Source organism: Saccharothrix xinjiangensis (genome assembly GCF_039527585.1).
GTDB lineage: Bacteria > Actinomycetota > Actinomycetes > Mycobacteriales > Pseudonocardiaceae > Actinosynnema > Actinosynnema xinjiangensis.
In genome coordinates, this window is the sequence record NZ_BAAAKE010000009.1 from 1 (window position 1) to 13,480 (window position 13,480).

The following is a 13,480-nucleotide window of genomic DNA, read 5'->3' on the forward strand; positions in this document are numbered from 1 at the left end:
GAGTTGACCGGTACTAATAGGCCGAGGACTTGCTACGAAGACGCTACGCATCCACTGTGCGGTTCTGAAAGAACCGACCGGACCACCCGTGTCCACCATGCACCCGCGGGGGTGTTGGTGGGTGGGGTGCCTACGGTGCGGTAATTTCATAGTGTTTCGGTGGTCATTGCGGTTGGGGAACACCCGGTCCCATTCCGAACCCGGTAGTTAAGCCTTCCAGCGCCGATGGTACTGCACTCGTGAGGGTGTGGGAGAGTAGGACGCCGCCGAACATTCTTTCCCTCAGGGGCACCCGCGAGCCGGGTGCCCCTGAGGGCTTTTTGCGTTCAAGTGCTTCCGAATCGGGTCCGGACATCCCACCGCGCGGCGGTCACGGCGACGCCGCGCGGGCACCCCGCCGTGGCGGCGACTAGGTTTTCCCCATGCACAGCGAGGACCCCCGCACCCAGCGCCGCGCCGGCGGTGACGCCGCCGTCCAGGCCGACCTCGCCACCAGCCCGTTCCGCGTGGACCGGGACCGGGTGGCCGGCTCGCCGTTCTTCTCGCGACTGGGCGGCGTCACGCAGGTCGTCAGCTCCACGGGCTCCGGTCTGCTGGTGCACAACCGACTGACGCACAGCCTGAAGGTCGCGCAGGCGGCCCGCGCGATCGCCGAGCGGCTCAACACGCGTCCCGAGGTGGCGAACCTGCTGGAGAAGCTGGGCGGCTGCGACCCGGACGTGGTGGAGGCGGCGGCCCTCGGACACGACCTGGGGCACCCACCGTTCGGGCACCTCGGCGAGCAGGTGCTCGACCGCCTGGCGCGGCACCGGTTCGGCCTGGCCGACGGGTTCGAGGGCAACGCCCAGTCGTTCCGCATCGTCACCACCACGGACGTGCGGGGTCCGTCGGCGGTGGGGCTGGACCTGACGGTCGCGGTGCGGGCGGCGATGCTGAAGTACCCGTGGACTCGGCTGTCGCACCCGACGCCGCACCCCCGGGACCTGCCGGAACCGCCGCGCGGCGCGGCCGAGCCGCCTGACGCGCCGGGCACCGGTTCGGCCAAGTTCTCCGCCTACGTCACCGAGCTGGACGACGTGCTCCAGTCCCGCGCCTACTACGGGGGCCGCCTGGAGCCGTGGCAGCAGACGGTCGAGGCGTCGGTGATGGACACGGCGGACGACATCGCCTACGCGATCCACGACGTGGACGACTTCTACCGGGTGGGTGTGCTCCAGCACGCCACGGTGTCGGCGGAGTTGAACGCGTGGCTCGGCCACGCCGTGGAGCTGGCGGGTCTGACCGCCGGCGAGCTGGACGACCAGCGCCGCCGTCCCGGCCGGTCGCTGGAGGCGCTGCGCCGCCGCCTGCACGCCAAGGACTCGTGGGCGGTGGACGACGACGCGTTCGCGCACGCCGTGGCGAAGGTGCGGGCGGAGCTGGTGGACGGCCTGCTGGCGATCCCGTTCGACGGTTCGGTGGAGGCCGAGCAGGCGGTGGCCGGGTTCTCCGCCCGGTGGACTCGCCGCCTGGTGGACGCGGTCGGGGTGGTGGAGGAGCCGACGACGCGGTCGGGGCACGTGGTGCTGGCGGTGCAGCAGTGGCACGAGGTGCAGGTGTTGAAGTTCGTGCACCGCAGGTTCGTGCTGCTCCGCCCGGACCTGGCGCTGCACCAGCGGGGTCAGGCGCGGTTGCTGACCGCGCTGGTGGAGGCGCTGGAGCAGTGGGTGACCGACCGGCACGAGGCGAACCGGCTGCCGCGCCGCCTGCACGACCTGGTCGAACTGGCCGGCGGCGAGTACGCCAGGATCGCCCGGACCGACCCGTCCGTGCTGGTGGGGGCCACCGGTGACGCGCCGTCGGGACCGGATGCGGTGCGGGCGCTGGCGCGTGGCCGGGCGGTGGTCGACTTCGTCGCCTCGCTCACCGACAACCAGGCCGCCGCGCTGCTCGACGGGCTGTCCGGGCGGACCGGGCAGCTGTGGACGGATGCTTTCGTACTGTGAAATGTGATGGTTATTCCACGTCGCGAAGTAGGCCGAACGGTGGCAGACGGTACTTGGGTGAGCGCAATACGTTGACCCCTCGATCGGGGACACCCGATCGATGGTCGCGTGCGTCGGGGGCACGCTCAACGTGGGGGAGACGCCTGTGCGTTCACAGCTACGCCGGTCTCGAAGAACCGCCCTGATCGCAGCCGGCGCCGCGGCGCTGCTGGCACTGGGCGTCGTGTCACCCGCTTCCGCCGATCCGGCCCGGGCGTCCAAGGGCGTCGAGGAGAAGCTCGCCGCGCAGATCGCCGCGCTCCAGGAGATCAAGAAGTCGCTCTCCGGCGCGGAGTCCAAGATGGACAGCGCGCTCGTCGTGGAGCAGCGCCGCCGCGCGAACGCCGGCACGTTGAGCCGGACCCCGTCCGTGCAGACCGGGGTCAAGGTGCAGGGCGGGAACACCGTGCTGGTGGACATCCGCGCCCACGAGGTCACCGACGACCTGGTCAACGCCGTCAGCGCCGCGGGCGGCGGCATCCGCGCGGTCTCGACCGAGGGCAGGACGGTGCGCGCCCAGGTCCCCCTCGGTTCGCTCGCCGCGCTCTCCGCCCGCGGTGACGTCCGGAGGGTCGAGACGGCCGTGGAGGCTAAGACCTTCCGCGAGCAGGACCCCAAGAACGCGACCGCCGCGCCCTCCAAGGAGGCCAAGGCGAAGGACGTCGAGAAGCGCACCCGCGAGGCGCTGGCCTCGGTGCGGGCGGCGGCCACGACCGGTGAGGGCGACCGGGCGCACGCGGCGGACACGGCGCGTGACGAGTTCCGGGTCACCGGCACCGGCGTGAAGCTGTGCGCGCTGTCCGACGGCGTCGACTCCCTGGCGGCCTCGAAGGCGGCGGGCGAGCTGCCCGCGAACGTCGAGGTGCTGCCCGGCCAGGAGGGCGCGGGCGACGAGGGCACCGCGATGCTGGAGATCCTGCACGACATCGCGCCCAACGCCAGCCTGGGCTTCGCCACCGCGTTCAACGGTGACGCGAGCTTCGCCGACAACATCCGCGGCCTGCGCTTCGAGCTGGGCTGCGACATCATCGTCGACGACGTGCTGTACTTCAACGAGTCGCCGTTCCAGGACGGCATCATCGCCCGCGCGGTGGACGCGGTCGCCGCGGACGGCGCCCTGTTCTTCTCCTCCGCCGGCAACGAGGGCAACGTCGTCGACGGCACCTCCGGCCACTGGGAGGGGCAGTTCGTCGACTCCGGCGTCGGCATCGGCAAGTTCGCGGGCACGGCCCACGACTTCGACCCCTCGCCGGGCGCCAAGCAGGTGGTCAACCCGCTGTCGGAGAGCTCCGGCGGCGTGCCGGTGACGCTGTTCTGGTCCGACCCGCTGGGCTCGTCGTCCAACGACTACGACCTGTACCTGGTGAACGCGCAGGGCGGCGTGGTCGCGTTCAGCCAGGGCGTCCAGGACGGCACCCAGGACCCCTACGAGCGGCTCAACACGCCCGCCGGCTCCGCGGGCCTGCGTTTGGCCGTGGTCAAGTTCCGCGGTGACGACCAGTACCTGTCGCTGTCCGCGCTCGGCGGTCGCTTCAAGGACGCCGCGGGCGCCAAGGGCTTCGCCACGCCGGGCGTGACCCGCGGCCACTCGGCGGCCAAGGGCGCGATCAGCGTCGCCGCCGCCCCGGCGGCCGAGCCGCTGCCGTTCGACCTGGAGCCGGGCGACCCGGCCAACCCGCGCGGCCCGTTCCCGGGCGCCTTCGACGGCTCCCAGAAGCCGGAGCGGTTCACCTCGGACGGCCCGCGTCGCGTGTTCTTCGCGCCCAACGGCAGCGCGGCGCCCGAGGTCAGGCAGAAGCCCGACCTGACCGCGGCGGACGGCGTGTCCACCAGCGTGCCCGGGTTCGACCCGTTCTTCGGCACGTCGGCGGCGGCGCCGAACGCGGCGGCCATCGCGGGCCTGATCCTGTCCGGCAACCCCGGCCTGTCCACGGCCGAGGTGAAGGCGGCGCTGACCGCCACCGCGATCGACATCGCCGAGCCCGGGGTGGACAACCGCACCGGCGCCGGCATCGTCCGCGCCGACCTGGCGCTGGCCTACACCGGGGCCTCGCCGCAGCCGCTGGCCAGGGCGCAGCGCCCGACCGTGGTCAACGACTCGGACGGCAGCCAGTACCTCAAGCCGGGCACCACGTCGACGGTCACCGTGCCGGTGGTCAACAACGGCGACGGCACGGCGGCCTCCACGAGCCTGGTGCTCACCTCGCCCACCGCGGGCGTGACGATCGCGCCGCGCTCGAAGTACTACGGCAACATCGAGGTCGGCCAGACGGTGACCAACACCTTCAAGGTGACCGTCCCGCCGTCGGTCGTGGTCGGCACGGGCGTCAAGCTGGAGGCCCGGGTCACCTACGCCGGTTCGACGTCGCCGACGACCGCCTCGTTCACGCTCAACGTGGGCCAGCCGTCGAGCGAGGTGCGGACCTTCTCGTACACCGGTCCGGTGGTGGCGATCCCGGACAACAACCCGCTCGGCGCCACGGTGCCGATCGAGGTCACCGGTGTCGGCCGCGCGTCCAAGGTCGTGCTGTCCATCGACGGCTCCCAGTGCACGCCGAACACGGACGGTTCCACCACGGTGGGCATCGACCACACGTTCGTGGGTGACCTGGTGGGCACGCTGACCGCGCCCAGCGGCACCAGCGCGACGGTGTTCCAGCGCAACGGCTCGACCGGCTCGAACCTGTGCCAGGTCGTGTTCGACGACTCGGCCGAGCGGGCGTTCTCCTCGGTGACCAGCGCGAACGCGCCGTTCACCGGCACCTGGAGGCCGACCTCGCCGCTGAGCGCCCTGCTGGAGCAGCCGGCGGACGGCGTGTGGACGTTCAAGGCCGTGGACACGGCGACGGCCGACCGCGGTTCGATCCGCGCGGTCTCGCTGAAGGTCAACGGTTACGTCTGAGTTGCGAGAAGGGGCCCCGGGACTCGTCCCGGGGCCCCTTCTTTACACCTGTTACTTGGGCCACTCCCAGCGGATGCCGAACACGCCGGGCCCGAAACCGAGCGCCACCGCGTGCACGCCGCCCGCGCCGTCCAGGGCCAGGTTGCGGCGCCGCGACGGGGTGTCGTCACCGGCGGGCACGCTGTACTGCTGGCACCGCGCCGGCAGGTACGACGGGTCGAACCGCACCTCGATCACGTACTCCCGCACCGGCAGCCGGAACTTGCGGGCGAAGGTGTTCTTGCCCGCGGGGTAGTGGCCCTCCGCGAACAGCAGCTCGTACTCCATGATGATCGTCTCGCCGCGGCTCAGCGGCCGGTCGAACATCATCTCCGCGGCCATGATGTTGACCTCGGTGTCCTCGACGACCCGCCCGAGGTGGCAGTTGCGCAGGTTCACCACCTGCGGCAGCACGTCGGACTCCTCGGTCTCGAACACCAGCGCCCAGCGGTCCGGGCCGTCCTGCTCCGCGCGCAGGATCTGCCGCACCCACACCGACCGCTGACCGCCGTCCGCGGCGATCTCGATGCGGTCGTGCTGGCTGATGCGGCCCAGCTTCACGTCCGAGGTGGTGTCCACCTTCGTGAGCAGGTCGGCGACCCGCTCGCGGCGCTCCCACAGGGCGTCGATCGGCATCATCGTGGTCGGCCGCGACCGCCTGCCGCGCGGGCGCGGCGGTCCCAGGAGCGCCGAGAGACCCGCCTGGGGCACGCCCAGCACGGTCTCCAGGTGGCGCAGCGCCTCCAGCGATTCCGGCCGCTCGGGACGGCGACGACCGGACTGCCAGTAGCTCAGCGTGGCGACGCTGATCGTGACCCCGCGCAGGGCGAGCCGGTGCTGGATGCGGTCCAGGCTCAGCCTGCTGGCCTTGATGGCGGCTCTCAACGCCTCCGGGAACGGCCCGGTGGTGAGAAGCTGCGCAAGACTGCCGTGGCCCGTCGGGTCGAGTTCGTCGACGGACAGGTTGGGTCGACCGGCAGCGTTGGTCATTGTGACTCCCCGCTGTCATGAGATCACGCCCCAGTGACCCTACCCGCCAACGCAGTGCGTTGGTGCCTTCCGAGCGGAGTCAATGATTGGGCCGAACGGGTTACGAGTTCACTGGGGTGGACATCGTTCTGTCAAGTGGTGAACGCTACTGCTCCATCCTTTGTAAACCCGTCGGTAACGTTGTGCAACGGGATGCCGCCGATGTGGTGGAAATCCCTTCGGGGCTGGTGGGGGCCGGCGCGGTCCCGGCTGCGTTGGCGGCACGCGATCGGGTGCGCCTACTGTGTTCCCGGTGACCGCCGCCCAGGACCTCGTGCCGCTGCCGGAGGACCCCCTGACGGAGGTCGCCGCCGCCGTGCTCGGCGACGGCCCGCGCTCGGTGCTCGACCTGCTGGACGTGGCCCGCCACCACGGCGGGCCGCCGGTCGACGTGGTGCGCGCGAGCGACGACCTGCTGCCCAGGCTGGCGCACGAGAACGCGCTGTCGCCGGCGTTGCTGCTGGCCAGGCAGGCGCTGCGGCCGGGTGGCCTGTTCGTGGCGGCCGTGCCGGAGCTGGACAAGCTCGGCAGGCTGCGGCCCACCGCGCCGCCGCCGAAGGTGACCGGGCGGGGCGGCGACCGGCAGGTGACCGTCCAGCTGTGGGACTGGTCGCCCGACGGCGAGTCCTACGCCCTGGAGGTCGTGCGGCTGGTGCGCGCCGAGGGCGCGTGGCAGGTGGCGAACACCGTGTCCACGCGGCACCGGGTGCTGTCGTCGGAGCAGGTCTCCGCCGAGCTGGCGGCGGCCGGGTTCGCGGCGGTCCAGCGGCTCACGCCCGCGGAGTGCGGGCACCCGCTGCCCGTGTGGGTCGCGGTCGCGCCGGCATGAGCCGGGTGCGGCCCGTCGCCGGCGGCGGGCGCGCGGTCGAGGTCGAGCCCGAGCGGTTGACCGGGTGGTTCGAGCGGTTCGCGGCCGGGCACGGAGGGGTGGCGACGACCGCGGTCGCCGGGCGCGGGTTCGTGGTGACGGCGGTGGACGGGACGACGGCCTCGGTGTTGGCGGCCTTCGGTGAATTCACCCTGACGGGTGACCCCGATGGAGTGTCATCCGATAGTGGGGTGGCCGATGAGCCGACCTCCGCCGGTCCGGTGTCCGCCGGTCCGGAGTTCGCCGGCTCGACGATCGCCGGTTCGACGTCCGATGACCGGTGGCCGGGCGGCCGAGGGCCCGAGGGGCGGGTGTTCGGGGGTTTGGTGCTCGCCCCGCTGCTGGCCAACGCCCTCACCCCGCGCCGGATCGGGCTGCTGCTGGTCCGGCTCGGCGGGCACAGCACCGGCGTGGCGTTCGACGGCCGGGTCCTGGTGTCGACCACGGACAGTCACCTCGTGCACGGCCGCAACAAAGCGGGCGGCTGGTCGCAGCAGCGGTTCGCGCGCCGGCGGGAGGGGCAGGCGAGGGTCGCCCTCCGCGCCGCGGCCGACGACGCCGCCCGGGTCCTGGCCCCGCGGGTGGGCGAGCTGGACGCGGTGGTCCTCGGCGGCGACCGGCAGGCGTTGGACGCGCTGCGCGCCGACCCCCGGTTGAGCGCCGTGTTCGCCCTGGCGTCGCCGCGGGTGCTGGACGTGTCCGAGCCCCGGCGCGCCGTGCTGGACGAGGCGGCGGCGCGGGCCAGGGCGGTCGAGGTCACCGTCCGGGAACCCTCCCGGAATCCGTGACAACCTCCCGCCCGGCCCACCGCATTCATAGGGGTGGAGAGGGCGCCGACCCCGGCGCTCCCGCTACCCCGAGGAGCAGCTGTGCCGCGCAAACGACTCGTGCTGGCGGTCGGAGCCGTCGTGGTGGGCGGCCTGGCGGTGGCCGTGCCCGCCCTGGCGTTCGGTTCGGACCCCCGGCCGGCGCCGACCACCAGCGCGCCGGCCACCACGGTCCCGGCCACGACAGTTCCGGCCACGACAGTTCCGGGCACCACGGTCCCGGCCACCACCGTCCCGGGCGCCACGACGGGGGCGCCCACCTCGCCGCGCCCCACGACGCTGCCCCCGACCAGCCCGCGCCCGACCACCACCCCGCCGCAGCCGATCGAGACGTCGCCGAGGCCCACCACCGCCCCGCCGGTCACCACCAGGCCGGTGGAGACCTCGCCGCGCCCCACCGCCACCACACGGCCCGTCCCCACCACGACGGAACCGCCGGCCGCGGAGCGCTGAGCACGTGAGCTGGGACGCGGAGTTCACCCGCCACTTCGACCGGTGCGCCGACTCGATGCGCTTCACCGCGTTCTTGTTGTGCGGCAACCACCACGAGGCCGAAGACCTGGTGCAGTCCGCGTTCCTCAAGCTCTACCTGGCGGGGCCGAGGATGGCGCACCGGGACGGTCTGGACGCCTACCTCAGGCAGATCGTGGTGCGCACCTTCCTGGCCGAGCGCCGCCGGGTGCGCTGGAAACGGGAGAAGCTCACCGACACCCCGCCGGAGGCGCCGTCGGCGGGGGTGTTGAGCGAGGACAGGCTGGTGGTGTGGCAGGCACTCGCGGCGGTGCCCGCGAAGCAGCGGGCGGCGCTCGTGCTGCGCTACTGGCACGACCTGGGCGTGGAGGAGACGGCCGCCGCCCTCGGGTGCTCGGTCGGGACGGTGAAGAGCAACACCAACCGGGGGCTCAAGGCGTTGCGGCAGAGACTGGGACCGGAGTTCGGCTCGCTGTGGGAGGTGTCGCGGGGTGCTTGAGGACGAGTTGAAGAAGATGTTCGAGGAGCTGAACGTCGAGTCCCCGCCGCGCACGTTCGGCGCCCTCGACATCGTCCACCTGGGCGTCGGCGTCAAACGCCGCCGCCGCACCGCCGCCGTGGCCGCGACGGGCGCCGGCACCACGGCGCTGGTGGCGGTGGTCGTCGCCTTCGCCCTCAACCAGGGCCCCGACCCGACCGAGAACACCCCGGCCGACCCGCCCGCCTCGAACACCACCTACCCCACCTCGCCGGCCACCTCGTCACCGCAGACGATCGAGACGTCACCGACGACAACGGACGAAGCGCCGAAACCCACCACCGCACCGCCCGCCACCACCGCACCGCCCGCCACCACCGCCCGCCCGACCCGGACGAGCACCACCAACACCACCCGGCCCTCGCCGGGGCGCACGGCCGTCACCACGACAGCACCGGTCCCGATCTCCACGACCGCGCCACCTCCCCGCTAGCGCCACCACCCCCTCAACCCCACCCCCGCACTCGTCCGTCCGCCCCCACCCTGTCCACCTCGCCCCGCGAGGACCGTGAGCCGACCGAGGGCGCTGAGCCGGTGCCCGTCGCCAACCGCGAGCGAGGCCCGGCCGACGACCGCGCCCACCGCCTCGCCGCCCGCCTCGCCCGGTCCTGGCACTCCAGCCGCCGCGGCGCGGAAGGCCTGGACCTGCCGCGCCGCGCGGTCGAGGCGCACCAAGGCGAGCGGATAGCAGCACAGGCGCGGCTGCTGGTCGGCTCGGCCCTGGTCGCGGACACCGCCCCGTCCCGCGCCGAGGACCGCGCCGCCGCGCCCAACCCGCCGTCGCGCCTCCCGAAGGCCTACCCCAGCGTGCCGGTGGCGAGCAGCCCGCCGTCCACGCGCACCGTCTCCCCGGTGATCCACTCGGCCGCGTCCGACGCCAGGAACGCCACCAGCCGCGCCACGTCCTCCGGCGTCCCGAGCCGCTTCATCGGGTAGGCGGCGGCCGCCTCCTCCTCGCGCCCCGTGTAGAGGGCCTCGGCGAACCGCGTCTTCACCACCGCCGGCGCCACCGCGTTCACCCGGACACCCGGCCCCAGCTGCCACGCCAGCTCCTCGGTCAGCCGGATCAGCGCCGCCTTGCTCGCCCCGTACGCGCCGATCGCCCCGGTGGACCGCAGACCGCCCACCGACGCGATGTTCACCACCGCGCCGCCGTGCTCCCGCATCCACGCCCGCCACGCCAGCTGCACGAACCCCAGCGCCGCCACCACGTTCGTGTTGAAGATCTTCTGCACCGCGTCCAGGTCGGCGTCCACCAGGGGACCGAACACGGGGTTGATGCCGGTGTTGTTCACCAGCACGTCCAGCCGCCCGAACCGCTCCACCACCAGCCGCACGGCCTCCGCGCGGTCGTCGGCGTCGCCCGCGTTGCCCGTCACCGCCAGCACGCGGTCCGGTGACGCGCCCGCGGTCTCGGCCAGCCCGGCCGCCGCCTCGGCCAGCGCCTCCGGTTTGCGGCCGGTGATCGCCACCGACGCCCCCCGCGTGAGCAGTTCCAGCGCGATCCCGAGGCCGATGCCCCGGCTCGCGCCCGTGACCAGGGCGACCTTGCCCGCGAAGTCGGAAGTCATGGGCGCAATCTATGCGCCTGCACACACGGCGGAAATGCGGTGGCGCTCACCCAGTAGACTGGGCACGTGGTCATCTTGATCGAGTAGGTCCCGCGCGAGCTGCGCCGTTGACCCCGCACGACCACACACCGGAGTTCTCACCTGTGATCACCGCAACCGACCTGGAGCTGCGCGCCGGCTCGCGCATCCTGCTCTCCGACGCCACCCTGCGCGTCCAAGCCGGCGACCGCATCGGCCTCGTCGGCCGCAACGGCGCCGGCAAGACCACGTCGCTGCGCGTCCTGGCCGGCGAGGGCCAGCCCTACGCGGGCGAGGTGCGCCGCAGCGGCGAGCTGGGCTACCTGCCCCAGGACCCGCGCGAGGGCGACCTGTCCGTGATCGCCAAGGACCGCGTGCTCTCCGCCCGAGGCCTGGACCAGCTGCTCCGCGACATGGAGAAGATGCAGACCGCCATGGCGGAGCTGGCCGACGACACCCAGCTCCAGGACGCCGTGCGCAAGTATGGCCGACTGGAGGAGCGGTTCGCCGCCCTCGGCGGTTACGCCGCCGAGAGCGAGGCCGCCCGCATCTGCTCCAACCTCGGCCTGGCCGACCGCGTGCTCGCCCAGCCGCTGCGCACCCTGTCCGGCGGTCAGCGCCGCCGCGTCGAGCTGGCCCGCATCCTGTTCGCCGCCTCCGAGGGCGGCGTCGGCGGCAAGTCCAGCACCATCCTGCTCATCGACGAGCCCACCAACCACCTCGACGCCGACTCCATCGCGTGGCTGAGAGGGTTCCTCAAGTCCCACGAAGGCGGCCTCGTCGTGATCAGCCACGACGTCGAGCTGCTCGACGACGTGGTCAACAAGGTGTGGTTCCTCGACGCCACCCGCGGCGAGGTCGACATCTACAACATGGGCTGGAAGAAGTACCTCGAAGCCCGCTCCGCCGACGAGAAGCGCCGCCGCCGCGAACGCGCCAACGCCGAGAAGAAGGCCGGCGCGCTGATGGCGCAGGCCGACAAGATGCGCGCCAAGGCCACCAAGGCCGTCGCCGCGCAGAACATGGCCCGCCGCGCCGAGAAGCTGCTGGCCGGCCTGGAGGACACCCGCCAGGCCGACAAGGTCGCCAAGATCCGCTTCCCGCAGCCCTCGCCGTGCGGCAGGACGCCCCTCACCGCCGAGGGCCTGAGCAAGTCCTACGGCTCGCTGGAGGTGTTCACCGGCGTCGACCTCGCCATCGACCGCGGCTCGCGCGTGGTGATCCTGGGCCTCAACGGCGCCGGCAAGACCACGCTGCTGCGGCTGATCGGCTCCATGGAGCGCCCCGACAGCGGCGAGGTGCTGAAGGGGCACGGGCTCAAGCTCGGCTACTTCGCGCAGGAGCACGAGACGCTCGACCACCAGGCCTCCGTGTGGCAGAACATCCGCCACGCCGCGCCCGACGTGCCCGAGCAGCAGCTGCGGTCGCTGCTGGGCACGTTCCTGTTCAGCGGCGAGCAGCTCGACCAGCCTGCGGGCACCCTCTCCGGCGGCGAGAAGACCCGGCTCGCGCTCGCCGGTCTCGTGTCGAGCGCGGCCAACGTGCTGCTGCTCGACGAGCCGACCAACAACCTCGACCCGGCCAGCCGCGAGCAGGTGCTCGACGCGCTGCGCCGCTACGAGGGCGCGGTGGTGCTCGTCACCCACGACCCGGGCGCCGTCGAAGCCCTTGAGCCCGAGCGGGTGATCCTGCTGCCCGACGGGAGCGAGGACCACTGGTCCGAGGAGTACCTCGAACTCGTGCAGTTGGCGTGAGGGCAAGGGTTTCCCCCTCCCAAACCCCTGAAGTGAGTGATGATCGACTCTCCGTGACCGAACGACCGCTCGCCGATCATTTCGCTTGATCACCTGGCGTTCTTGGTCTTCGTGTTCGATCATTGCGACGACAGGGGCTTACGAAGGCCCGACCTGCTGTCTACGGAAGGCGGGACAAGGTGGCTGACCTGAAGAAGGGCGCCCGGATCACCGGCGCCACGCGGGACAAGCTGGCCGCTGACCTGAAGAAGAAGTACGAAAAGGGCGCGAGCATCCGGGCGTTGGCCGAATCGACCGGGCGCTCCTACGGCTTCGTGCACCGGGTGCTCAGCGAATCCGGTGTGCAGCTGCGCGGTCGCGGTGGCGCCACCCGCACGAAGAAGAAGTAAGCTACCCTCCGGTAACCCCGAGGCGCCGAGGAGAGACGGCGCCCACCCGACACCGGAGGTTCAAGCATGTCGGCACCGACCACCATCGACGCCGACCTGCTGGAACGCGGGGGCGTGCGGTTCGAGGTCGACGGGGCGCGCGCCACGATCACCCTCGACCGTCCCGACGTGCTCAACGCACAGACGCCGTCCACCTGGGTGGCGTTGCGGACGATCGGCGAACAGCTGGACCCGGACGTCCGCGTGGTGGTCGTCCGGGGTTCCGGTCGCGCCTTCTCAGCGGGCCTCGACCGGCGCATGTTCACCGGCGAGGGGATCGCGGGCGAAACGGGCTTCGCGGAGATCACCGCGCGGAGCCCCGAAGCCGGCGCCGCGCTGATCGCGGAATTCCAAGAGGGCTTCCGCTGGCTGCGCGACCCGGCGAGGGTGACGATCGCCGCGGTGCGGGGCCACGCGATCGGCGCGGGCTTCCAACTGGCCCTGGCCTGCGACTTCCGCGTCGCCGCCGACGACGCCCGGTTCAGCATGGCCGAAACGTCCCTAGGTCTGGTCCCGGACCTGGGCGGCACCCTGCCGCTGGTGCGCCTGGTCGGCTACTCGCGGGCGGCCGAGATCTGCCTCACCGCCCGGCGGGTCGGCGCGGAGGAGGCGCTGCGCATCGGCCTGGTGACCAGCGTCGTGCCGGGAGCGGAACTGGACGCGGCGGTGGAAGACCTGACCGCCCAAGTCCTCCGCCCGCTGCCGGGCGCGGTGCGCGAAACCCTGTCCCTCCTGTCCTCAGCCGCCGACGGCGCGACGGAGGAGGAGCAGCTGCTGGCCGAGCGCACCGCCCAGCTGCGGAGGCTCGCGGAGCTGGCTACCCTGGTCAACAAGCAGCCCTGACCAGGCCTTCGAGGGAGGTGCCCGCCTTACACGATCGGGTGATCATCGCCCGAAAATGTACGGAAACAGCGTTCTGGATCATCGGTTAAGAAAATTCGGAGCGCCGAAACCACCCGGCACGCCACCACCCGACCAGCCGCCCGCCGACCTCACCAACCCCGCCGATCG

12 protein-coding genes and 1 rRNA gene are annotated in these 13,480 nt (G+C 72.4%); 11 read left to right on the forward strand and 2 right to left on the reverse strand.

Annotated features, from left to right (window positions below; all coding sequences use genetic code 11):
• Nucleotides 1–155: 155 nt before the first annotated feature.
• The 3 genes from rrf to ABD223_RS19945 all read left to right on the forward strand — a co-directional run bounded on the left by rrf (nt 156) and on the right by ABD223_RS19945 (nt 4,926).
• Nucleotides 156–272: ribosomal RNA gene (gene rrf / locus ABD223_RS19935) — 5S ribosomal RNA — on the forward strand.
• A 150-nt stretch (nt 273–422) separates the two neighbouring features.
• Complete coding sequence (locus ABD223_RS19940) at nt 423–1,985, forward strand: deoxyguanosinetriphosphate triphosphohydrolase family protein (RefSeq protein WP_344037815.1); 1,563 nt, start codon at nt 423–425, stop codon at nt 1,983–1,985.
• A gap of 145 nt (nt 1,986–2,130) precedes the next feature.
• Nucleotides 2,131–4,926, forward strand: a complete 2,796-nt coding sequence (locus ABD223_RS19945) for a S8 family serine peptidase (protein ID WP_344037816.1) — start codon at nt 2,131–2,133, stop codon at nt 4,924–4,926.
• A gap of 51 nt (nt 4,927–4,977) precedes the next feature.
• On the opposite strand, the gene ABD223_RS19950 is transcribed toward ABD223_RS19945, so the two are convergent.
• Complete coding sequence (locus ABD223_RS19950; RefSeq protein ID WP_344037817.1) at nt 4,978–5,955, reverse strand: helix-turn-helix transcriptional regulator; 978 nt, start codon at nt 5,953–5,955, stop codon at nt 4,978–4,980.
• Nucleotides 5,956–6,247: 292 nt separating this feature from the next.
• On the opposite strand from ABD223_RS19950, the gene ABD223_RS19955 reads away from it, so the two are divergent.
• The 5 genes from ABD223_RS19955 to ABD223_RS19975 all read left to right on the forward strand — a co-directional run bounded on the left by ABD223_RS19955 (nt 6,248) and on the right by ABD223_RS19975 (nt 9,131).
• A complete protein-coding gene (locus ABD223_RS19955) occupies nt 6,248–6,823 on the forward strand; it encodes a hypothetical protein (RefSeq protein ID WP_344037818.1) in 576 nt (191 codons plus the stop codon).
• The gene (locus tag ABD223_RS19960; RefSeq protein ID WP_344037819.1) at nt 6,820–7,650 is read left to right on the forward strand and encodes an acVLRF1 family peptidyl-tRNA hydrolase; all 831 of its coding nucleotides are present in this window, start codon (nt 6,820–6,822) and stop codon (nt 7,648–7,650) included. Before ABD223_RS19955 ends, ABD223_RS19960 begins: the two co-directional genes overlap by 4 nt.
• Before the next feature lie 81 nt (nt 7,651–7,731).
• Nucleotides 7,732–8,142: a hypothetical protein gene (locus tag ABD223_RS19965; RefSeq protein ID WP_344037820.1), complete on the forward strand. Its 411-nt coding sequence runs from the start codon at nt 7,732–7,734 to the stop codon at nt 8,140–8,142.
• A gap of 4 nt (nt 8,143–8,146) precedes the next feature.
• On the forward strand, nt 8,147–8,659 hold the full coding sequence (locus ABD223_RS19970; protein WP_344037821.1) for a SigE family RNA polymerase sigma factor: 513 nt from the start codon (nt 8,147–8,149) through the stop codon (nt 8,657–8,659).
• Nucleotides 8,652–9,131, forward strand: a complete 480-nt coding sequence (locus tag ABD223_RS19975; RefSeq protein WP_344037822.1) for a hypothetical protein — start codon at nt 8,652–8,654, stop codon at nt 9,129–9,131. The genes ABD223_RS19970 and ABD223_RS19975 overlap by 8 nt, the downstream gene beginning before the upstream one ends.
• A gap of 364 nt (nt 9,132–9,495) precedes the next feature.
• On the opposite strand, the gene ABD223_RS19980 is transcribed toward ABD223_RS19975, so the two are convergent.
• The gene (locus ABD223_RS19980; protein ID WP_344037823.1) at nt 9,496–10,269 is read right to left on the reverse strand and encodes an SDR family oxidoreductase; all 774 of its coding nucleotides are present in this window, start codon (nt 10,267–10,269) and stop codon (nt 9,496–9,498) included.
• Between the two features lie 143 nt (nt 10,270–10,412).
• Here ABD223_RS19980 and ABD223_RS19985 point away from each other — a divergent pair, with 143 nt between their 5' ends.
• The 3 genes from ABD223_RS19985 to ABD223_RS19995 all read left to right on the forward strand — a co-directional run bounded on the left by ABD223_RS19985 (nt 10,413) and on the right by ABD223_RS19995 (nt 13,312).
• Nucleotides 10,413–12,041, forward strand: a complete 1,629-nt coding sequence (locus tag ABD223_RS19985) for an ABC-F family ATP-binding cassette domain-containing protein (protein ID WP_344037824.1) — start codon at nt 10,413–10,415, stop codon at nt 12,039–12,041.
• A 179-nt stretch (nt 12,042–12,220) separates the two neighbouring features.
• Nucleotides 12,221–12,430 carry a helix-turn-helix domain-containing protein gene (locus ABD223_RS19990; protein ID WP_015103570.1) on the forward strand — a complete coding sequence of 70 codons (210 nt, stop codon included), beginning with the start codon at nt 12,221–12,223 and terminating at the stop codon, nt 12,428–12,430.
• A gap of 66 nt (nt 12,431–12,496) precedes the next feature.
• A complete protein-coding gene (locus ABD223_RS19995) occupies nt 12,497–13,312 on the forward strand; it encodes an enoyl-CoA hydratase/isomerase family protein (protein WP_344037825.1) in 816 nt (271 codons plus the stop codon).
• Nucleotides 13,313–13,480: the final 168 nt, after the last annotated feature.